This window comes from Streptomyces sp. PA03-3a (assembly GCF_033792735.1).
GTDB lineage: Bacteria > Actinomycetota > Actinomycetes > Streptomycetales > Streptomycetaceae > Actinacidiphila.
The window spans coordinates 1-19,976 of the sequence record NZ_JARAVM010000032.1 but is presented as its reverse complement, the minus strand read 5'-3'; the positions used below and the strand labels follow the sequence as shown (position 1 = coordinate 19,976).

The 19,976-nt window shown below is 73.0% G+C and carries 18 protein-coding genes and 2 pseudogenes; 10 read left to right on the top strand and 10 right to left on the bottom strand.

The window, feature by feature from the left end; all coding sequences use genetic code 11:
* Positions 1-13 precede the first annotated feature (13 nt).
* Both PV342_RS31380 and hmgA read right to left on the bottom strand, forming a co-directional pair.
* Complete coding sequence (locus PV342_RS31380) at positions 14-775, bottom strand: GntR family transcriptional regulator (protein ID WP_386995312.1); 762 nt, start codon at positions 773-775, stop codon at positions 14-16.
* The gene (hmgA, locus tag PV342_RS31375) at positions 772-2,100 is read right to left on the bottom strand and encodes a homogentisate 1,2-dioxygenase (RefSeq protein WP_386995311.1); all 1,329 of its coding nucleotides are present in this window, start codon (positions 2,098-2,100) and stop codon (positions 772-774) included. Before hmgA ends, PV342_RS31380 begins: the two co-directional genes overlap by 4 nt.
* Before the next feature lie 66 nt (positions 2,101-2,166).
* Here hmgA and PV342_RS31370 point away from each other — a divergent pair, with 66 nt between their 5' ends.
* The 4 genes from PV342_RS31370 (at position 2,167) to PV342_RS31355 (ending at position 7,762) form a co-directional block, all read left to right on the top strand.
* Complete coding sequence (locus tag PV342_RS31370; RefSeq protein WP_400806755.1) at positions 2,167-2,823, top strand: TetR/AcrR family transcriptional regulator; 657 nt, start codon at positions 2,167-2,169, stop codon at positions 2,821-2,823.
* A gap of 93 nt (positions 2,824-2,916) precedes the next feature.
* Positions 2,917-5,151 (top strand): molybdopterin oxidoreductase family protein, encoded by a 2,235-nt coding sequence (locus tag PV342_RS31365; protein WP_400806758.1) that lies wholly within the window; start codon positions 2,917-2,919, stop codon positions 5,149-5,151.
* Positions 5,152-5,239: 88 nt separating this feature from the next.
* Positions 5,240-6,634 (top strand): aldehyde dehydrogenase family protein, encoded by a 1,395-nt coding sequence (locus PV342_RS31360; RefSeq protein WP_400806760.1) that lies wholly within the window; start codon positions 5,240-5,242, stop codon positions 6,632-6,634.
* Between the two features lie 45 nt (positions 6,635-6,679).
* A complete protein-coding gene (locus PV342_RS31355; protein WP_329188715.1) occupies positions 6,680-7,762 on the top strand; it encodes a zinc-binding dehydrogenase in 1,083 nt (360 codons plus the stop codon).
* A 111-nt stretch (positions 7,763-7,873) separates the two neighbouring features.
* On the opposite strand, the gene PV342_RS31350 is transcribed toward PV342_RS31355, so the two are convergent.
* A complete protein-coding gene (locus tag PV342_RS31350) occupies positions 7,874-8,437 on the bottom strand; it encodes a hypothetical protein (RefSeq protein WP_386995304.1) in 564 nt (187 codons plus the stop codon).
* Positions 8,438-8,471: 34 nt separating this feature from the next.
* Positions 8,472-8,924, bottom strand: coding sequence for a hypothetical protein (locus PV342_RS31345; RefSeq protein WP_500319600.1), 453 nt, complete (start codon positions 8,922-8,924; stop codon positions 8,472-8,474).
* A 263-nt stretch (positions 8,925-9,187) separates the two neighbouring features.
* On the opposite strand from PV342_RS31345, the gene PV342_RS31340 reads away from it, so the two are divergent.
* A complete protein-coding gene (locus PV342_RS31340; RefSeq protein WP_386995299.1) occupies positions 9,188-9,763 on the top strand; it encodes a hypothetical protein in 576 nt (191 codons plus the stop codon).
* A 518-nt stretch (positions 9,764-10,281) separates the two neighbouring features.
* Here PV342_RS31340 and PV342_RS31335 read toward each other — a convergent pair.
* Positions 10,282-10,923 carry a TetR/AcrR family transcriptional regulator gene (locus PV342_RS31335; protein ID WP_500319598.1) on the bottom strand — a complete coding sequence of 214 codons (642 nt, stop codon included), beginning with the start codon at positions 10,921-10,923 and terminating at the stop codon, positions 10,282-10,284.
* Positions 10,924-10,991: 68 nt separating this feature from the next.
* Between PV342_RS31335 and PV342_RS31330 the strand changes: the two genes are divergently transcribed.
* Both PV342_RS31330 and PV342_RS31325 read left to right on the top strand, forming a co-directional pair.
* Positions 10,992-12,143 (top strand): acyl-CoA dehydrogenase family protein, encoded by a 1,152-nt coding sequence (locus PV342_RS31330; protein WP_500319596.1) that lies wholly within the window; start codon positions 10,992-10,994, stop codon positions 12,141-12,143.
* Positions 12,144-12,214: 71 nt separating this feature from the next.
* Positions 12,215-12,847 carry a TetR/AcrR family transcriptional regulator gene (locus PV342_RS31325; protein ID WP_018558981.1) on the top strand — a complete coding sequence of 211 codons (633 nt, stop codon included), beginning with the start codon at positions 12,215-12,217 and terminating at the stop codon, positions 12,845-12,847.
* Here PV342_RS31325 and PV342_RS31320 read toward each other — a convergent pair.
* A complete protein-coding gene (locus PV342_RS31320) occupies positions 12,838-13,299 on the bottom strand; it encodes a MaoC family dehydratase (RefSeq protein ID WP_329188720.1) in 462 nt (153 codons plus the stop codon). The genes PV342_RS31325 and PV342_RS31320 overlap by 10 nt on opposite strands.
* Positions 13,300-13,425: 126 nt before the next feature.
* Between PV342_RS31320 and PV342_RS31315 the strand changes: the two genes are divergently transcribed.
* Both PV342_RS31315 and soxR read left to right on the top strand, forming a co-directional pair.
* Complete coding sequence (locus tag PV342_RS31315) at positions 13,426-14,745, top strand: glycosyltransferase 87 family protein (RefSeq protein WP_500319594.1); 1,320 nt, start codon at positions 13,426-13,428, stop codon at positions 14,743-14,745.
* Positions 14,746-14,754: 9 nt separating this feature from the next.
* Entirely contained in the window at positions 14,755-15,297 is a 543-nt protein-coding gene (gene soxR / locus PV342_RS31310) for a redox-sensitive transcriptional activator SoxR (protein ID WP_386995294.1), read from the top strand.
* Here the strand turns inward: soxR and PV342_RS31305 are convergent.
* Positions 15,230-16,675 carry an amidase gene (locus tag PV342_RS31305; RefSeq protein WP_500319592.1) on the bottom strand — a complete coding sequence of 482 codons (1,446 nt, stop codon included), beginning with the start codon at positions 16,673-16,675 and terminating at the stop codon, positions 15,230-15,232. The genes soxR and PV342_RS31305 overlap by 68 nt on opposite strands.
* Before the next feature lie 980 nt (positions 16,676-17,655).
* On the opposite strand from PV342_RS31305, the pseudogene PV342_RS31300 reads away from it, so the two are divergent.
* Positions 17,656-18,048: pseudogene (locus PV342_RS31300) on the top strand (transposase); the annotation flags it as partial.
* A 232-nt stretch (positions 18,049-18,280) separates the two neighbouring features.
* Here PV342_RS31300 and PV342_RS31295 read toward each other — a convergent pair.
* The 3 genes and pseudogenes from PV342_RS31295 to PV342_RS31285 form a co-directional block, all read right to left on the bottom strand.
* Positions 18,281-18,802: a TetR/AcrR family transcriptional regulator gene (locus PV342_RS31295; protein WP_400806777.1), complete on the bottom strand. Its 522-nt coding sequence runs from the start codon at positions 18,800-18,802 to the stop codon at positions 18,281-18,283.
* A gap of 350 nt (positions 18,803-19,152) precedes the next feature.
* Positions 19,153-19,695, bottom strand: a complete 543-nt coding sequence (locus tag PV342_RS31290; protein ID WP_500319590.1) for an MEKHLA domain-containing protein — start codon at positions 19,693-19,695, stop codon at positions 19,153-19,155.
* Positions 19,688-19,976: pseudogene (locus PV342_RS31285) on the bottom strand (ketol-acid reductoisomerase); the annotation flags it as partial. The gene PV342_RS31290 and the pseudogene PV342_RS31285, both read right to left, overlap by 8 nt.

The following is a 19,976-nucleotide window of genomic DNA, read 5'->3' as shown; positions in this document are numbered from 1 at the left end:
GCTACTGAGGCCCTCAGGGCGCCTCCATGGTCACGGTGAAGGAGAAACGGTCGCCCCGGTAGTGGATGCGCACGACGTCCACCGTGCGGCCGGTGTCGTCGTAGGTCACCCCCGTGTAGTGCAGGATCGGGCTGAGCAAGGGCACCTGCAGCAGGCGGGCGGTGTCCGGGTCGGCCAGCCGCGCCTCGACGGTGTCGGTGATGCGGCTGATCCTCACGCCCAGGGCGTCCCGGAGCACCTTCGTCATCGGCCAGCGCGCCAGGTCCGCCAGGTCGATCCGCGCGGCCAGCTCCGGCAGGACGAAGTTCTCCGCCCAGTTGGTCGGCTCCCCCGACTCGTCGCAGCGCAGCCGGCGGTAGGCGACGGTGTCGGCCCGCCCGGGGAAGTACTCGGCGAACTCCGGCGGCACGGGCGCCGGGCCGTGACCGAGCACGCTGGTGCGGTCCCCGGACTGCTGGGCGACGATCGCGTCGACCGAGCCCAGCAGCCGCACCGGCGCCCCGCGCAGCGCGGTGGGTTCGATGAACGTGCCCCGCCGCCGGTGACGGCTGATCAGCCCCTCCTCCTCCAGCTCCTTCAGCGCCTGCCGCATCGTGAGCACGCTGACGCCGTAGTGCCCCGCCAGCGCGTCCTCGGTCGGCAGTCGCAGCGGAGCGTCCGGACGCCGGCCGAGTATCGAGGCGCGCAGGGACTGCGAGACCTGGTACCACAGGGGGAGCTTGCGGTTCAGGACCAGCGAGTCGGGGGCGAAGGTGCTGCTCGGGCTCGTCGTCATGGCCTGAAGTGTCGCTCCAGCCCCCGCCACACGCCGTCGTAGTCCCGCTGCAGATGCTCTGCCCCCAGCGCCTCCGGGGTCGCCACCACCGGCCAGCGCGTCTCGAACATGAAGGCCAGCCCGTCGTCCACCTTCTGGGGGACCAGCTCGGCCGCGCTCGCCCGGTCGAAGGTCGTGCGGTCCGGGCCGTGCGCCGACATCATGTTGTGCAGCGAGGCCCCGCCGGGGACGAAGCCCTCCGCCTTGGCGTCGTACGCGCCCTCGATCAGCCCCATGAACTCGCTCATCACGTTCCGGTGGAAGTACGGCGGGCGGAAGGTGTCCTCGCCGACCAGCCAGCGCGGCGCGAAGACCACGAAGTCGGCGTTGGCCAGCCCCGGGGTGTCGGAGGGCGAGGTCAGCACGGTGTAGATCGACGGGTCCGGGTGGTCGTAGCTCACGCTGCCCAGCACATTGAAGCGCCGCAGGTCGTACACGTACGGCACCAGGTTGCCGTGCCAGCCGACGACGTCCAGGGGGGAGTGGCCGTACTCGGCGGCCCACAGGTTGCCGCCGAACTTGTTCACCACCTCCACCGGCTCCTCGCGGTCCTCGTACGCCGCGACCGGTGCCATGAAGTCCCGCGCGTTGGCGAGGCCGTTGGCGCCGATCGGGCCGAGGTCGGGCAGCCGGAAGGGCTGGCCGTAGTTCTCGCAGACGTAGCCGCGCGCCTCGCCGTCGGGCAGTTCGACGCGGAAGCGCACCCCGCGCGGGACCAGCGCCACGTGGCCCGGCCCGGCGGCCAGGACGCCGAACTCGGTGCGCAGCAGCAGCCGGCCGCGCTCCGGCACGATCAGCAGCTCGCCGTCGGAGGAGGAGAACACCCGGTCGTCCATGGAGCGGTTGGCCGCGTACCAGTGGATGCCGATGCCCTCGCGGCGCAGCACGTCACCGTTGCCGCCGACGGTGACCAGGCCGTCCACGAAGTCGGCCGGCTCCTGCGGCAGCGGCAGCGGGCTCCAGCGCAGCCGGTTGGGATCGGGCTCGGCCTGCGTGAAGGGGGCGCTGCGCAGCCGCCCGCCGGCGATCCGGCGGAACGGCGGGTGGGCCGCCGAGGGGCGGATGCGGTACAGCCACGAGCGGCGGTTGTGATGCCGCGGCTCGGTGAAGGCGGTGCCGCTGAGCTGCTCCGCGTACAGGCCGAGCGGGGCGCGCTGCGGTGAGTTGCGGCCGGCCGGGACCGCTCCGGGGACCGCCTCGCTCGTGTGCTCGTTGCCGAAGCCGGAGAGGTAGGCGAGGTCCTTGCCGTCCGGGATGTCGGTGCTGGTGATCTCTGTGCTGGTCACGATTCCTATGGTTGTCCATAGGAATCAACCCCGCAAGGGACCGGCCGGTCCCTGTGGAAAACCGGCATGATGGACCTCGTGCACAGCAGCGGCAACGGTCTCCGGCGCGTCCCCGTCCAGCAGCGCAGCGCCGAACGCTTCGCCCGGATCCTCGACGCGGCCGCGGCGATCCTCGACGAAGGCGGCTACGAGGAGCTGAGCACGCGCGAGGTGGCCGCCCGCGCGCGCGTGCCGATCGGCTCGGTCTACCGCTTCTTCTCCAACAAGCGCGCCATGGCCGACGCCCTCGCCCGCCGCAACCTCGACACGTACCTCGCCGGGGTCACGGACCGCCTCGACGCCCTCGGCGCGGACCGGGGCGCCGCCGGCGGCTGGCGCCGGCTGATCGACGTCGTCGTCGACCAGTACGTCGCCATGCGGCGCACCGTGCCGGGCTTCGCCCTCGTCAGCTTCGCCGGCCCGGCCCCCGGCCCGGCGGTGAACGACCTGGCCAACCACCTCGTCGCCGACCGGCTGCGCGCCCTGCTCATCGCCCCGCTCGGCTCCGCCGGCGTGGCGGTGACCGACGACCGGCGGCTGCGGACCGCCTTCGTGGTGGGCGTGGAGGCCGCCGACGCGCTGCTCAAGATGGCCTTCCGCGCCGACCCGCAGGGAGAGGCCGCGCTCATCGCCGAGACGAAGGTGCTGCTCCGCGCCTACCTCGCGGGTGTCCTGGAGCCATAGGCCGCGGGCCCGTCCCCGCAAGTGCTACCCCGACATGCATACCGGTCGGTATGGTGACCGCACACGAGGAAGCGCCCTGCCCCGGGAGGCCCGATGGCCAGCAGTCGTACCGCCCTGCGTATCTGTCCGCTGTGCGAGGCCACGTGCGGACTGACCCTGACCATCGACGCGGACCGGGTCACCGGCGCCCGCGGCGACCGCGACGACGTCTTCAGCGCGGGGTTCATCTGCCCCAAGGGCGCCGCCTTCGGCCAGGTCGACGGGGACCCCGACCGGCTCGTCCGCCCGCTCGTGCGCCGCGACGGCGTGCTCGCCGAGGCGACCTGGGCCGAGGCGTACGCCGCCGTCGCCGACGGCGCGGCCCGCGTCCGCGCGGCCCACGGCGCCGCGGCGACCGGCGTCTACCTGGGCAACCCCAACGTGCACACCATCGCGGGCGGCCTCTACCCGCCGATGATCATCCGCGCACTCGGCACCCGCGCGCTGTTCTCGGCCAGCACCCTGGACCAGATGCCCAAGCAGGCGGCGTGCGGCCACCTCTACGGCGACGCGCTCGCCGTCCCCGTGCCCGACCTGGACCGCACCGACCACCTGGTCGTCATCGGCGGCAACCCCCTGGTGTCCAACGGCAGCCTCGCCACCGCCGCCGACTTCCCCGGCAAGCTCAAGGCGCTGCGCCGCCGCGGCGGCAGACTCACCGTCATCGACCCCAAGCGCACCCGCACCGCCGATCTCGCCGACCTCCACATCGCCCCGCGCCCCGGCACCGACGCCGCGCTGCTCTTCGCCGTCGTCCACGTGCTGTTCGACGAGGGACTCACCGGGCTCGGCCACCTCGAAGGGCACGTCACCGGCGTCGACGAGGTCCGGGCGCTGGCCCGCGACTTCACCCCCGAGGCCGTCGCCGCCCACTGCGACGTCCCCGCCGAGCGGATCCGCACGCTCGCCCGCGACCTGGCCGCCGCCCCCAGCGCCGCCGTCTACGGTCGCCTGGGCAGCACCGCCGTACGCTTCGGCACCCTCGCCAGCTGGCTGATCGACGTCCTCAACATCCTCACCGGCAACCTCGACCGGCCCGGCGGCGCGATGTTCCCGCTGCCGGCCACCGCACGCGCACCCCGCCCGGCCGGGCCGGGCCGCGGCTTCACCACCGGCCGCTGGCACAGCCGGGTCTCCGGCCACCCCGAGGTCGCCTCCGAACTGCCCGCCGCCGCCCTCGCCGAGGAGATCGACACCCCCGGCGAAGGACGGATCCGCGCCCTGGTCACCATCGCCGGCAACCCCGTGCTGTCCGCCCCCGACGGGGCCCGTCTCGACCGCGCCCTGGCGGGGCTGGACTTCATGGTCAGCGTGGACCCCTACCTCAACGAGACGACCCGCCACGCGGACGTCGTCCTGCCGCCGCCCCCGCCCTCTCGCGGCGCGCACTACGACTTCGCGTTCGGCAACTTCTCCGTGCGCAACAACGCCCGCTACAGCCCGCCCGCGATCCCCCTGGAGGACGGCCGCCCCGGCGAACCGGAGATCCTCGCCCGGCTCGCCCTCCTCCTCGGCGGGTTCGGACCGGACGCCGACCCCGCGCTCGTCGACGAGCAGGCCGTCAGCCACCGCCTGGCCAAGGAGACCGCCGACCCGCACTCCGCGGTCCACGGCCGCGACCCCGCCGAACTGGCCGCCGCGCTCACCGGGGAGACCGGATACGAGCGGCGGCTCGACATGATGCTGCGGCTCGGCCCGTACGGCGACGGCTTCGGCGCCGACCCCGGCGGCCTCACCCTGCGCCGCCTCCTCGACCGCCCCCACGGCATCGACCTCGGCCCGCTGCGCCCGCGCGTCCCCGAGGTGCTGCGCACCGCCTCCGGGACGATCGAGCTGGCCCCCGCGGCGCTCACCGCCGACGTGCCCCGGCTGCTGGCGGCGGTCACCGGCCCCTCCGGGGCCGGGCTGGTCCTCATCGGCCGCCGCCACCTGCGTTCCAACAACAGCTGGATGCACAACGTGCCCGCGCTCACCGGCGGGAGCAACCGCTGCACCCTCCAGGTGCACCCCGAGGACGCCACCCGCCTCGGCCTCGTCGACGCGGCCCCCGCGCGGATCAAGGGCGACGGCGGCGAGATCGAGGCCCCCGTCGAGGTCACGGACGCGGTGCGGCCGGGCGTGGTGAGCCTGCCGCACGGCTGGGGTCACGACCGCGCGGGCACCCGGCTGACGGTCGCGGCCCGCGAACCGGGGGCCAATCTCAACCAGTTGCTCGACGGCACGCTGCTCGACCCCCTGTCGGGCACCGCGGTCCTGAACGGATTCCCCGTCCAGGTCACCCCGGCGTGATCCACCGCACGGGGTACCGCTCTGGAAACGAAAAACTATCGGCGCTAGTTTGGGCGTTCCACGGCAGGTCCGCCCGGGAGGACAAGGGATGAAGCCGCACGACGGGATGTACATCGACGGCGACTGGCGGCCCGCCGCCGGCACGGGGACGATCGACGTCGTCAACCCCGCGGACGAGCAGGTGTTCGCCACCGTGCCCGCCGGCACCGCCGACGACGTCGACACCGCCGTCCGCGCCGCCCGCGCGGCCTTCCGCGGCTGGGCGGCCACCCCGCCCGCGGAGCGGGCCGCCCGTATCGCCGCGCTGCGCGACGTCCTCGCGGCCCGCAGCGAGGAGATCGCCGAGACCGTCACCGCCGAACTGGGCGCGCCGCTGGCCTTCAGCCGGGCCGTCCACGCGGGGCTCCCGATCGCGGTCGCGGGCTCGTACGCCGAACTCGCCGCCACCCACCCCTTCGAGGAGCGGATCGGCAACTCCACCGTCCTCCACGAGCCCGTCGGCGTGGTCGGCGCGATCACCCCCTGGAACTACCCGCTCCACCAGATCGTGGCCAAGGTCGCCCCCGCGCTGGCCGCCGGCTGCACGGTCGTGCTCAAGCCCGCCGAGGACACCCCGCTGGTCGCCCAGCTCTTCGCCGAGGCCGTCCACGAAGCGGGCCTGCCCGCAGGCGTGTTCAACCTCGTCACCGGCCTCGGCCCGGTCGCCGGGCAGGCACTGGCCGCCCACGAGGGCGTCGACCTGGTCTCCTTCACCGGCTCCACCGCCGTCGGCCGGCAGATCGCCGCGACCGCGGGCGCCGCCGTCAAGCGGGTCGCCCTGGAACTCGGCGGCAAGTCCGCCAACGTCATCCTCCCCGGCGCGGACCTCGCCAAGGCCGTGGGCGTCGGTGTCGCCAACGTCATGTCCAACACCGGGCAGACGTGCAGCGCCTGGACCCGCATGCTCGTCCACCGGGACATGTACGAGGAGGCCGTGGACCTCGCCGTGACGGCCGCCGCCAAGTACGTGCCGGGCGAGCGCATCGGCCCCGTCGTCAACGCCAGGCAGCACGAGCGCGTGCGCGGCTACATCGCCAAGGGCGTCGAGGAGGGCGCCCGGCTCGTCGCCGGCGGCACCGACGTGCCGCGGACGCGCGGCTACTGGGTCAGCCCCACCGTCTTCGCCGACGTCACCCCGCAGATGACGATCGCCCAGGAGGAGATCTTCGGTCCCGTCCTGTCGATCCTGGCGTACGAGGACGAGGAGGACGCGCTGCGCATCGCCAACGGCACCGTCTACGGCCTCGCCGGGGCGGTCTGGGCGGGCGACGACGCCGCGGCCGTCGCCTTCGCCCGCCGCATGGACACCGGCCAGGTCGACATCAACGGCGGCCGCTTCAACCCGCTGGCGCCCTTCGGCGGATACAAGCAGTCCGGGGTCGGACGCGAGCTCGGCCCGCACGGCCTCGCCGAGTACCTCCAGACCAAGTCCCTCCAGTTCTGACCGGTTCCGCTGGTTCTGACAGCCCTGAGCGCAGGAGAAAACACCGTGGTCCGCGCCGCCGTACTGCCCGCCGTCAACGCGCCCCTCACCCTCACCGAGATCGACCTGCCCGAACCCGGGCCGGGCCAGGTGCGGGTCAGGCTCGCCGCGGCCGGGGTCTGCCACTCCGACCTGTCCCTGTCCAACGGGACGCTCCGGCAGCCGGTACCCGCCGTCCTCGGGCACGAGGGCGCCGGCACGGTCGTGTCCGTGGGCGAGGGCGTCACGGGCGTGGCCCCCGGCGACCGCGTCGTCCTCAACTGGGCACCCTCCTGCGGCACCTGCCACTACTGCGGGCTCGGCGAGCCCTGGCTGTGCGCCGGCGCGGGCGCGGCGGCGGGCGTGCCCTACGCCAAGCTCGCGGGCGGCGGCACCGAGCTCTACCCGGGTCTCGGCACGGCCGCGTTCGCCGAGGAGACCGTGGTCGCGGCGGGCGCCGTCCTGCCGCTCCCGGACGGGGTCCCCCTGATCGAGGCCGCACTCCTGGGGTGCGCCGTGCTCACCGGGTACGGGGCGGTCCACCACAGCGCCGGGGTGCGCCCCGGGGAGTCCGTCGCCGTCTTCGGCGTCGGGGGCGTCGGCCTCGCCGTCCTCCAGTCCGCCCGCATCGCGGGGGCGGGCGCCGTCGTGGCCGTCGACGTCTCCCCGGAGAAGGAGGCCCTGGCGCGGGCCGCGGGCGCCACGGAGTTCCTCCTCGCGGGGGAGGACGTCGCGAAGCGCATCCGCGCGCTGACCGGCGGGCACGGGGCGGACGTCGCCGTCGAGTGCGTCGGGCGCGCCGAGACGATCCGCGCCGCGTGGTCCTCGACGCGGCGCGGCGGCCGGACGACGGTGGTGGGCATCGGCGGGAAGGGCGACCTGGTCTCCTTCTCGGCGCTGGAGCTCTTCCACTTCGGCCGCACGCTGTCGGGGTGCGTGTACGGCAACAGCGACCCCGCGCGTGACCTGCCGGTGCTGGCGGAGCACGTGCGGGCCGGGCGGCTCGACCTGTCGGCGATGGTCACGGGGCGGATCGGGCTGGAGGGGATCCCCGGGGCGTTCGAGGCGATGCAGGAAGGAAGGGGCGGGCGGGCGCTGGTCGTCTTCTGAGCGGGTCGTCGCGGTGCGCGGCGCCGCACGGGGCAACCGCCCCCGGGGCGGGCGGTTACCCCGCCCGCCCCGGCCTTCGGCGCCGCACGCGCCCTGACTGCCGGCGCCCGTTCAGGACCGGTTCGCGACGTCCTTCACCGAGGTCGGCCCCAACTGCCTTGCGCTGGCGTACTCCGGCATCGTCATGGGCTTGTCGAACAGGAAGAACGACTGGTTCGTGCCGACCGTGAACTCCATATAGGCGCCTGTCGTCGCGTCGAAGCCGTAGTAGGCGTTGCAGGTGGAACCCGACGTGTACGTGCCGTCCATGCCGGGCTGTGCGAGGACCCCGACGCCGTGGTCGGTGGTCTCCACCCGCTCCGTCGGAGTGAGCATCTTGCAGCGCGGCACCGGCAGGCCCTTCATGATGAAGTACCCGTACTCGCCGTTGGCGTTCTGGATGTAGACGTACGAGAGTTTGCCCCGCTTCCCCCACGTCTTGATCCACTCGTTGATCGCCTCGCGGGTCGGCGAGTACTCCATGCGGCCCGCCGGCTGCAGGGCGACGAGACGGTCGTAGTTCTCCTGCTTGGCCCTGTTCTCCTTGTCCTGGCTGGAGTCGGTGCAGGACGTCAGGGCGAGGCCCACGACGAGCGCGACCACGGCGGCCAGGGCCATACGTGCGTACTTCCTCATGCGGTGCTGCCTTCTTCCCGGGAGGAGACGGGGATCAGTTGGTGCACGTCGTGCGCTCGGCCGCGGCATCCAGCCGGTACGGCAGGTCCTTGTCGCGGAAGGGGGCGCGGTGCTCCTGGGCGGCCTTCGCGTTGTAGGCGTTGACCGACTCGATCCGCGCGGCCCTCAGCGCGGTGATCGACTGGTCGATCTGCGTCGTGCGAACCTCCGAAGCGGCCTTGCGCTCCTCCTGGAGCGCCTGGATCGTCCCCTCGGCGTTCTGCACGGCCTCGCACAGGTCGAAGAACTCCTCGTACGTGGCCTGCCGGAACTCGCCGGAACCGACGGTGTTCCCGTGCTCTTCCGCCTCGCCGCGGAAGGGGGCGGTGATCCACCCCGCGCCGCCGAAGGCGAACACCCCGATCACGTACAGCACCGCCAGGCCGATGACCCCGCCGACGGCCCAGGTCCCCAACCGTGCCCCCTCGCGCACCTGTCCCATCACCATCCCCCTTCGCACGTGGTCTCCGCGGCGTGGAACCACCTGTGAAGGAGGACACGGGCCCCGGTGAAACGGTTCCGCCGCCACGCCAAGCCCCGCCCGCCGGGCACGGATTGACGGTGGGGCGGCTGCGCATCGGCCGGGAAACTGCCATAGGGTTCGGCGCGGACCGGCTCGCTCGGTCATTTGCGTTGCGGAAGAGTTCAATTCAGGTCAGAACAGGTCGCAGTCGGGCGGTCGCCCGACAGGCACGTGCAGGGGAGCACAGCGTGAGTCTCATCAAGAAGGCATTCGAAGTCATCGAGAAGGGCTTCGACGCGGGCGGCGACGCCATCCACGACTTCACCGTCAACCGCCGCACGGCCGAGCTCTTCCTGAAGCTGGGTGTCGCGGTCTACGCGGAGCAACGCCTCGGCGGCTCGCACGAGCCGGTGGAGAAGATGTTCGAGGCCCTGGAGGGCCACGTCGCCGAGAACGGCGAGGTGGAGCTCGACCACCTCAAGGAGGCCCGCGAGGTCCTGGGCGAGGCGTTCGTGGCCAAGCACACCGCGGAGATCGAGGCGGAGGAGGCCGCCGAGGCCAAGGCCGTCGAGGAGGCCAAGGCCGCCGCTGCCGCCGCAGCCGCCGTTGTGACTCCCGCCGCTCCCGTGGCGGCTCCCGTCGTCGCGCCCGCGCCTCCCGTCGCGGCTCCCGCGGTTCCGGCGCAGGCTCCCGCGGCCCCGGTCGAGGCCGCCGCCCCGGCCGCCCCGGTCGAGGCCGCCGTCCCGGCCCCCGTCGCCCCGGCGGAGGCCCCGGCCCCGGCTCCCGCTCCCGTCGCTCCGGTGGAGTCCACCCCCGCGGGCTGACCCACGCGCGAAAGGCCCGGCGCGTCGACATGTCGACGCGCCGGGCCTTTCGCGTGCGGAGCGACCGCCGGGAGCTCACGGCACTGCTCGGCGAGGTCGCGCCGGTGGTCTCGCCCACCGCCGCCCGCGCGTGTCAGGCCACGGGATGCCGGGTCATGACGCGAAGGGGGTCGCGCGGCCTGCTTGAGGGAGTCTCCGTACCCGGGCCGCTCAGGCCCATCACCCGAGGGGAACTCCCATGATCCTGACCCGCCGCCTCTTCGCGCTGTCCGCCGCCTCCGCCGTCGTGGCCGGGGGAGCGCTCGTGCCCGCGACCGCATACGCCGCCGCCCCGCGGCCGATGGCACCGGGACGTATGCGACGCTGCAGTACACCGACGACATGAGTCAGGACGGCTCCGGTGGCCGGATCCTGACCGGCGACCGGGACCCGGGCAGCGGTGACCGCGATGGGGACGGCTACGGCGGTGACCGGCGCACGCATGTGAACCGTGAGCCGTGAACTGTGAGTTCCGGACCTCAGCGGCCGGTGCCCAGCGCGGCGAACTGCACAGCGAGCCCGTCGACGAGGGCGCGCAGGCCCGTCTCGAAGGCGCCCTCGTCCACCTGTTGCTGCCGTTCCGCGAGCAGGTGGGCCTGGCCGAGGTGCGGGTAGTCCGCCGGGTCGTACGCCGAGGGGTCGTCGACGAAGCCCCGTGCGAAGGAGCCCAGGGCGGACCCGGCCACGAAGTAGCGCATGAGCGCGCCGACGCGGGTGGCGTGGGCCGGGGGCCAGCCGGCGGCGGTCATGCCGCCGAAGACCGCGTCGGCCATGCGCAGGCCGGCCGGACGGCGCCCGGGGCCCTGGGCGAGGAACGGGACGATGTGCGGGTGGGCCGCGAGCGCGCCACGGTAGGAGCGGGCCCAGGCGACGAGGGCGTCGCGCCAGTCGCGGCCGTCGTCGAACACGGTCAGGTCGACCTCGCCGACGACGGCGTCGGCGACCGCGTCCAGGATGTCGTCCTTGGTCGTGAAGTGGTTGTAGAGGCTCGGCCCGCTGACGCCGAGTTCGGCGGCGAGGCGGCGGGTGGAGACGGCCTGCAGTCCCTCCTCGTCCACGAGCACGAGCGCCGTGGCGACGATGCGTTCGCGGCTGAGCAGGGGCTTGCGGGGACGGGCCATGCGGCACATAGTAGAGGCTGCCGACAGGAAACTAGCAGTGATAATTTAAAGCAGAACCGAGGTGCGCCGTGAATCTTGAGCTGTCCGAGGAGCAGGCCGCGGTCCGCGCGCTCGCCGCCGGGTTCACCGAGCGCGAGATCGCGCCGTACGCGGCCGCGTGGGACCGGGCGGAGAGCGTGGACCGGGGCATCGTCGAGAAGCTGGGCGCCGTGGGATTCCTCGGACTGACCATTCCCGAGGAGTACGGCGGCTCCGGCGGCGACCACCTGGCGTACTGCCTGGTCACCGAGGAGCTGGGGCGCGGTGACTCCTCGGTGCGCGGGATCGTCTCCGTCTCGCTCGGGCTCGTGGCGAAGTCCGTCGCCCACTGGGGCACGGACGAGCAGAAGCGCGACTGGCTGCCCCGGCTGGCCTCCGGCGAGGCGGTGGGCTGCTTCGGGCTGACCGAGCCCGGCACCGGCTCGGACGCCGGCAACCTGACCACGCGTGCCCGGCGCGACGGCGGCGACTATGTGATCAACGGCGCCAAGATGTTCATCACGAACGGCACCTGGGCGGACGTCGTCCTGCTCTTCGCCCGCACCAACGACACCCCCGGCCACAAGGGCGTCAGCGCCTTCCTCGTGCCCGCCGGCAGCCCCGGCCTGACCCGGCGCGAGGTGCACGGGAAGCTCGGCCTGCGCGGCCAGGCCACGGCGGAGCTGGCGCTGGAGGACGTGCGCGTGCCGGCCTCGGCGATGCTCGGGCCCGAGGGGAAGGGCTTCTCCGTGGCGATGTCCGCCCTGGCCAAGGGCCGTATGTCGGTGGCCGCCGGATGTGTGGGCATCGCGCAGGCGGCGCTGGACGCGGCCGTGGGCTACGCCAGGGAGCGCGAGCAGTTCGGCAGGCCGATCGCCGCGCACCAGCTGGTGCAGGAGCTGCTCGCGGACATCGCCCTGGACGTCGACGCCGCGCGGCTGCTGACCTGGCGGGTCGCCGACCTCGTCGACCGGGGCCTGCCCTTCGCGGCGGAGTCGTCCAAGGCGAAGCTCTTCGCCAGTGAGGCGGCGGTGCGCTGCGCCAACAACGCGCTGCAGGTCTTCGGCGGCTACGGCTACATCGACGAGTACCCCGTGGGCAAGCTGCTGCGGGACGCCCGGGTGATGACCCTGTACGAGGGCACGAGCCAGATCCAGAAGCTGCTGATCGGCCGGGAGCTGACGGGGGTCTCGGCCTTCTGACGGGGCCGCCCGGCACCGACCGACCGCTCGGTATCTAAGCGCTTGCTCAGCGCCCATGTAGGGTGTCCGCCATGGACGTGGAGGCGGAGCAGTCGGAGCGGACCGAGGCGTGGAGCGGCATCACCCCTGATGCCGCCCGGCGGCTGGTGATCGCCGCGGTCGAGGCGTTCGCGGAGCGCGGCTACCACGCCACGACCACGCGCGACATCGCCGGCCGGGCGGGCATGAGCCCCGCGGCTCTGTACATCCACTACAAGACCAAGGAAGAGCTGCTCTACCAGATCAGCGTCGTCGGGCACCGGCTCTCCCTCGGGCTGCTCCAGGACGCCGCGAACGGCGACGGCGGCCCGGCCGACCGGCTGGCCGCGGCCGTGCGCTCCTTCGTCCGCTGGCACGCCGAGCACCACACCACGGGCCGCGTCGTGCAGTACGAGCTCGGCGCGCTCGGCCCCGAGCACTACACCGAGGTGGTGGAGCTGCGCCGGGAGAGCGAGGCCGCGGTCCGCTCGGTGATCCACGACGGCGTGCGGGCCGGGGAGTTCGACGTGCCGGACGTGCCGGGGACCACCGTCGCGCTGCTGTCGCTCTGCATCGACGTGGCCCGCTGGTTCAACCCCGACGGGCGCCGGACGCCGGACGCGATCGGCGCGCTGTACGCCGATCTCGCCCTGCGCATGGTCGGGTACGCGCCCCGTCAGAGGTAGAAGCGGACGACCGTCTCGGCCACGCACACCGGCTTGTCGGCGCCCTCGCGCTCCACGGTGATCGCCACGACGAGCTGGGCGCCGCCGGGCACCTCGCTCACCTCGGCGATCCGGCCGGTGGCCCTCAGGCGGGAGCCGACGGGCACGGGGGAGGGGAAACGGACCTTGTTCACCCCGTAGTTGACGCCCATCTTCACGCCCTCGACCCGCAGCAGCTCCGGGGTGAAGGACGGGATCAGCGACAGCGTCAGGTAGCCGTGCGCGATGGTGGTGCCGAAGGGGCCCTGGGCCGCCTTCTCCGGATCGACGTGGATCCACTGGTGGTCCCCGGTGGCGTCCGCGAACAGGTCGATCCGCTTCTGGTCGACCTCCAGCCAGCCGGTCGTGCCGAGGTCCTCCCCGATGGCGTCCTTCAGCTCGCCGACCGAGGTGAAGATCCTGGGCTGTGCCATGTCATGCCTCCCGTACTGTCCAAGCGCTTGCTCAGCATGGTGTCCGCGGCGGACCCCTGTCAACGCCCCGCACCCGGCGCGTATCAACGGCCGCTCGTCCGGTTTGTGACTATCTTTCATCTCCGTATGTCCCTGTTCGCGCCGGTGGAGGAGACGGAAGTGGCCGAGGCCCCCACGGAGACCAGCCCGTCCGACTGGCACACGGTGGAGGTCCGGCACGGCGGCGGCACCCCCTCCCCGGCCGCCGCCCGCACCGCTCTGCTGCGCCCCTCGACCTGGCCCCAGACCTGGTTCGCGCTGGCCGTCTACTGGCTCGCCAGCCGCGTCGTCATGCTGGCCGTGCTGCGCAGCGGGCAGGGCGACATCGCCCGGGAGGTGCACTTCCTCTACCACCACTGGAGCGAGGGCTTCACGCACGGCACCTTCCCCGTCGGCGACGTGACCTGGCAGTACCCGCCCGGCGCCGCGCTGGTGATGCTCGCCCCGGTGCTGCTGCCCGGGCTCAGCTACTTCCAGGGCTTCGTCCTGCTGTCGCTCGCCGCCGACGCCGTCGTCCTGCTCCTCCTGCTGAGGGCTGGGACCGGCCGGCCCGGCCGCAGCACCGCCGGCGCGTGGCTGTGGGCGCTCGCCCTGCCGCTGCTGATGCACCTGCCCTACGCCCGGTACGACCTGATGGTCACCGTCGTCGCTGTCGGGGCGCTGCTCGCGCTGCCCGCGCGCCCGCGGCTCGGCGGCGCGCTCGCCGGGATCGCCGCCCTGATCAAGCTCTGGCCCGTACTGACCGTGCTCGGCACCCCGCGCGGCCGGACCACCCGGCAGACCTGGACCGCGCTCGCGCTGTCAGCGGGCGGGCTGCTGCTGGTGCTGTGCACCGCCTTCCGCGGCGCCTTGGGCTTCCTGTCCGCGCAGCACCACCGCGGCGTCGAGATCGAGTCCCTCGGCGGCACCTTCCTGCACGTCGCCGAGATGTTCGGCTGGCCGGGGCGGGTGGTCGCGCACTACGGCTCGCTGGAGTTCACCGGCCCCTACGTCGCCGAGATCACCACCGCCTCCCTGCTGCTCACCGGGATCTGCCTGCTGTGGCTGCTGATCTGGCGCATGAAGGCGGCCCGTTGGACCCCGGCCACACCGTACGACGCCGCGCTGGCCGCCGTGCTCCTGTTCACCGTCACCAGCCGGGTGATCAGCCCCCAGTACCTGGTGTGGCTGATCGGCCTCGGCGCGGTCTGCCTGACCATGCGGCAGACCACCCAGCGGCCGGTCGCCGCGCTGGTGCTGCTCGCCACCGCCGTCACCACGGTCGACTACCCGCTGTTCTTCACGGACGTCATGGCCGCCACCTGGCAGGGCGCCGCCGTCGTCGCCGTCCGCAACGCGCTGCTGGTCGCCGCGGCGCTCGTCTCCTGCGTCCGGTTGTGGCGCACGAGCGTCCCGCGCCGCAAGTAGAGTCGGGGCGTGGCGAGGATCCCCGGCGAGCACCGTGAACTGACCGTCGGCCAGCTGAGCGGGCGCAGCGGCGCCGCCGTCTCGGCACTGCGCTACTACGAGGCGCAGGGACTGATCCGCAGCCGCCGCACCGCCGGCAACCAGCGCCGCTACACCCGCGACACCCTGCGCCGCGTCGCCTTCATCCGGGCCTCCCAGCGGGTCGGCATGCCGCTCGCCGCGATCCGCGAGGCACTGGACGGCCTCCCCGAGGGCCGCACCCCGGACCGGTCCGACTGGTCCCGGCTCTCCGCGGGATGGCGGGCCGAACTCGACGCCCGCATCGACCGGCTCACCGCGCTGCGGGACAGCCTCGACGACTGCATCGGCTGCGGCTGCCTCTCCCTGGACCGCTGCGCCCTGTCCAACCCCGGCGACGCGCTCGGCGACCAGGGGCCCGGCGCGCGGCGCCTGCTCGGCACGGAGCCGCCGCGCCCCGCACCCGCTACCAGATCTCCGGCCTGCGGCCGGCCCACGGACGGGCCGCCTCCAGCTGCGCCGACAGCGAGATGAGCGTCGCCTCGTCCCCGTAGCGGCCGCCGAACATCACGCCGATCGGCAGCCCCTCCTCCGTCCAGTGCAGCGGCACGTTCACGGCCGGCTGCCCGGTGGCGTTGAAGATCGGCGTGAACGGCGTGTAACCGGCCAGCCCCGCGAACTCCGCCGCCGGGTCCGTGTCGTTCCGCAGACCCGCGCTCCCCACGAACGCCGGGGGCCGCGCCAGCGTCGGCGTCAGCACGACGTCGTACGAGGAGAGCAGGGCGTCGGCGATGAGCTGCCCCAGTGCCCGGAACGCGTACAGCGACGCGGCGAAGTCGGGGCCGCTCACCTTGCCCCCCTCGGCGCGCAGGTGCCGGGTGAGCGGCATCAGCAGCTCCTCCTGCTCCGGCGCCACCGGGTAGACGGTGGCCATCACGCCCCACACCCGGGTGAAGGCGTGCAGGATCGCGTCGTCCACGGGCAGCTCGACCTCGTCCACCTGGTGGCCCAGCCCGCGCAGCAGCCCGGCGGCGCCGTCGTACGCGGCACGGCAGTCCGGGTGCAGCTCGACCCCGGGAACGGGGGGCTGTGGCAGCCCGACCACGCGCAGCGTCCCCGGATCGCGGCCGACGTACGAGGAGAAGGACTCGCCCTGCGGCAGCGAGGGCGCGCTGTACGGGTCGCCCGGCATCGGGCCCGCCAGGACGTCGAGCAGGGCCGCCGCGTCCGCGACCGTACGGGCGATCGGCCCGCTGCCGCTCAGGCCGCTCACGTCGTGCTGAACCGGGCCCGCGCTGACCCTTCCCCGGCTGGGCTTGATGCCGAACAGGCCGCACACGGACGCGGGGATGCGGATCGAGCCGCCGCCGTCGCTGCCCTGGGCGAGGGGGGCGAGCCCCCCGGCGACCGCGGCCGCGGCCCCGCCGCTGGAGCCGCCGGCGGAACGCTCCAGGTCCCACGGGGTGCGGGCCGGCGGGGCCAGCCTGTTCTCGGTGTAGCAGGGCAACCCGAACTCCGGGGTGTTGGTCTTGCCCAGCAGCACCGTGCCGGCCGCACGCAGCTTGGCGGCGACGTGGTCGTCGACGTCCGGCACGTGGTCGGCGTACGCCTGCGAGCCCAGGGTGCAGCGCACGCCGGCGACGAAGTTGAGGTCCTTGACCGGCACCGGGACGCCGTGCAGCGGCGACAGGCGCGGCCGGCGGTCGTCGCGCCGGGCCGCGAGCGCCTCCGACTCGGCGTCGGCGGCCTGCTTGCGGGCGATCGCCGGGGTGACGGTGATGAACGCCCCGAGGGTGTCGTTGTGCCGGTCGACGCGGTCCAGATAGTGCTCGGCGAGTTCCGTCGGGGAGACCTCCCCGGCCCTGATCGCCTTCCCCTGCTCCAGCGCCGTCAGATCGTGCAGCTCCGCCATGGGCCGGTCCCGTCCCCTTCGCGCGAGGGTGTGCGTTGCCTGGGGGTGCATCGTCGCACCGGGGGCAGGGGGGTGTCATTACCGCGGGGTACGTGGGTCTGACCGGGGTCGGTTGTCGCGACCGGTGGGGTGTGCGGGTGTGCTGCGCCCGCGGTTCGGGGTGCGGCCGGTTGTCGTGTGCGGGTTGTTCGCGCCTGCGGGCGGCTGCGCCGGGCTGCCCGGTTGCTCGTGTGCGGGTTGTTTTGCGCCTGCGGCGGGCTGTCCCCCGCCCTCCCGCCCTCCCCCAGCCTTCGGCCGGGGGGACCCCCATCCGGCGCGGTCAGTGGCCGCGTCGCGGGGTGCGGGGTGGGCCGGGTGCGGGGCCTCCGGGGCTGCACGTCCTGGACTGGGTTATTTACGTGCATGGCGGGCGGTACTTGTCCTTGCCGTCTGTGCCGCACACAAATATCCCGCAGCGTCCAGAACATCCACCCTCCCCCAGCCTTCCGCGGTCACCGACGGTTTGAAGTCGAGCGGGGCCCACCAGAAGCACGACGATCTTGCCCTCGTTCTTGAAGACACCGACCTTCACGGGCAGGTCTGCAGAGCCACGTCCCTGGCAACGCTCACGCGCTCGGTCACCGAGTGCACCGGCCGGCCCTGCAGGGCCTGAGGTAGCCATATCCCTTTGGCCGGACCTGCGGTCTGACGTTCGGCTGTTACTAGAGCCAGAGCGGCGAGGACCTCGTCGGGCGATGAGCGTTGCAGTAGTTGGCTTAGTAGAGCCGCGTCCGTTCTGGCGCGTCGCTCCGACTCGTGTCCGGCGACTGCTTCCACAATCGTTTGACGCAGGTGATCTTCCATCCCCCTTCTAGCTTCGCCCGCCGCTCGTTGGATGGCGTCTTTGAGCTGGGGGTCCATCTGCATGCTGGTCAGGTGTTTACCGTGGGCGTCGGCGAAGACGGCGGTGAGGACGTCGACGGGCGGGAGGGCCGACAGCTTCCCAGGTCCTGACGTCACTGCCCGGCGTCGGCGTCAGGATCGCCGCAGTCCTGCTGGTCACCGTCGGCGACGGCACCAGCTTCCCCACCGCCGCCCACCTGGCCTCCTACGCCGGCCTCGCCCCGGCCACGAAACAGTCGGGCACCTCGATCCACGGCGAACACGCACCCAGAGGCGGCAATCGGCAACTCAAACGCGCGATGTTCCTGACCGCGTTCGCCGCCCTGCACGACCCCGCATCCCGCACCTCCTACGACAAATGCCGGGCCCGCGGCAAAACCCATACCCAAGCCCTCCTCCGCCTCGCCCGCCAGCGCATCAGCGTCCTGTTCGCCATGCTCCGCGACGGAACCTTCTACGAGACCCGCGTCCCCGCGGCAACAGCCGCGTGACCCCCGCAGGCTTGACGAAGGACATAGAGGCACCCCCCGGTTGCCCAGGCCCTGGCCCGCGCCGGACTGACTCCCGTCTTCGCACGATTCCGGCCTGGCCCAAGGCGTCGCGCGCGGTCCACGGTAGGTCGCCAGGAAACGAACCCGCGGGCCACACCATCGACTGCCTGTACGTGTGCTTGCGGGGCATCTGCTCGCTCCGCTTGGCTCGGGGCTCTGGTGAGGGCTTGCCTCATCCGTGCGGGGCGGACACGCGCAACCCGTCGATGAGAAGCTGCAGACGGCGGTGGACGTCCGCGATGTGGTGGTCGCTGCCGGGCACGGGGCGCGCCAGTAGGGACATCGCGGTCAGCACGTCCTGGAGATCGACGTCAGCACGGATCCGGCCGTCCCGCCGGGCGTCGTCCATGAGTCTGCCGACCGCGGCTTCCACCCGCGCGTACTGCGACGACAGTTCTGCCGGGAACTGCCCGCCCTTGTCGAGCAAGAGGCCGCACAGCGGTCCGAGCCGCTCGTCCACCGCGTCGTGCAGGAAACGCTCCAGCGCGGCGAAGGCGTCGGTGCTCTCCGCGGCGGCGCGCTCGACCTGGTCGGCCATGCGGCCTACGACGGACAGCAGTACGGCGTGCAGCAGGGACTGCCGTTCACGGAAGTGCCGGTAGAGCGTGGCATTTCCGACGCCGGCGCGCCGGGCGATCTCGTCAAGCGGGGCGGCTGGTCCCCGCTCCACGAAGACCTCACGGGCAGCCGCCACGATCCGCTCGCGGTTGCGCAGTGCATCCGCGCGGGGCCGGGGACCTCCGTCTGCGACCGGCCTGGCATCGTCGGGGCCGGCGGCCGGGACGGCCTGTGGCTCGGGCGTACGACGCATGGTGCGGCAACGCCCGGCGTCGGGTTGTGCCGCGTGGTTGGGCCGGGCCTCGCAATCGGTGGAGCCCGTGGCGGCCCCGGTCTCTTTTGAGGTCTGCATGCTTCTCCAGGGTCGGGTCGTGTTCAACGGATCACCGCGTGCTCGCCTCTGGCGAGGGCCACCCGAGACCGAGGTCACTGGCGAAACGCCGAGGGGGATCGTGCCGCCTTCTCCGGTTGCCGGCGCGATCGCGCCTACCTGCCCGTTGTGTGGGTGGGCAGTGGGCGTGCGGTGCTTTCGGACGGTCCGGGTCCGACCGGGGGACGGAACACGGCGGCCTGACCGTGGTGGGTTCCGTCGGAGTCCTCGAGGTTCCACATGCAGACGTCCTCGATCCGGAATATCCGGCCGTCCTTGTGCTGCCGCAGACCCTGGTACCCGTCGGCGTAGCCGCGTTCGTCCACCGATGCGAGCAGCGCGGCCCGGTCCTGCTGCGCGTCGGGCGCGGCCGACCGGCGCGACGGGAGGCCGATGAACTCCTCCCAGGTGTAGCCGAAGGACCGCTGCGCGGTGCGGTTGGCGTAGACGAACAGCGGGTCGTCCGATCCGTCGTGCGCCAGCAGCCCGAAGGGTGCCTCCTCGTAGAGCCATTGGGCCGCCTCGGCGTCCGATGCCCACACCGGCGGGCACATATGGACGCCCACCAGGCGTCGGTAGCTGTCGAGGAGGAGCAGGGCGAAGCGCGGATCCCCGCGCCGGTCGGACGGCGCGGGGATCCGCGGGGAAGGGTCAGTCACCGTTCTCGACCCAGCTCATGAGCTTGCGGAGCTTCTTGCCGGTGGTCTCCAGCAGGTGGTTCTCGTCGGCCTTCTTGTACTCGTTGTAGCGCGGCAGGCCGGCGTTGTACTCGGCGATCCAGTTGTTGGCGAAGGAGCCGTCCTGGATCTCCGCGAGGACCTTCTTCATCTCGGCCTTGGTGGCGTCGGTGATGATGCGGGGACCGGTGACGTAGTCGCCCCACTCGGCGGTCTCGGAGATCGACCAGCGCATCTTCTCCAGGCCGCCCTCGTACATCAGG

Coding starts and splice junctions, on each gene's coding strand:
- PV342_RS31370 (WP_400806755.1), top strand. CDS start 2,167: ATGATGGACCTCGTGCACAGCAGCGGCAACGGTCTCCGGCGCGTCCCC.
- PV342_RS31380 (WP_386995312.1), bottom strand. CDS start 775: ATGACGACGAGCCCGAGCAGCACCTTCGCCCCCGACTCGCTGGTCCTG.
- PV342_RS31305 (WP_500319592.1), bottom strand. CDS start 16,675: ATGGCGGAGCTGCACGATCTGACGGCGCTGGAGCAGGGGAAGGCGATC.
- PV342_RS31320 (WP_329188720.1), bottom strand. CDS start 13,299: ATGGCACAGCCCAGGATCTTCACCTCGGTCGGCGAGCTGAAGGACGCC.
- PV342_RS31335 (WP_500319598.1), bottom strand. CDS start 10,923: ATGGCCCGTCCCCGCAAGCCCCTGCTCAGCCGCGAACGCATCGTCGCC.
- PV342_RS31365 (WP_400806758.1), top strand. CDS start 2,917: ATGGCCAGCAGTCGTACCGCCCTGCGTATCTGTCCGCTGTGCGAGGCC.
- PV342_RS31350 (WP_386995304.1), bottom strand. CDS start 8,437: ATGAGGAAGTACGCACGTATGGCCCTGGCCGCCGTGGTCGCGCTCGTC.
- PV342_RS31315 (WP_500319594.1), top strand. CDS start 13,426: ATGTCCCTGTTCGCGCCGGTGGAGGAGACGGAAGTGGCCGAGGCCCCC.
- PV342_RS31360 (WP_400806760.1), top strand. CDS start 5,240: ATGAAGCCGCACGACGGGATGTACATCGACGGCGACTGGCGGCCCGCC.
- PV342_RS31345 (WP_500319600.1), bottom strand. CDS start 8,924: ATGGTGATGGGACAGGTGCGCGAGGGGGCACGGTTGGGGACCTGGGCC.
- PV342_RS31325 (WP_018558981.1), top strand. CDS start 12,215: ATGGACGTGGAGGCGGAGCAGTCGGAGCGGACCGAGGCGTGGAGCGGC.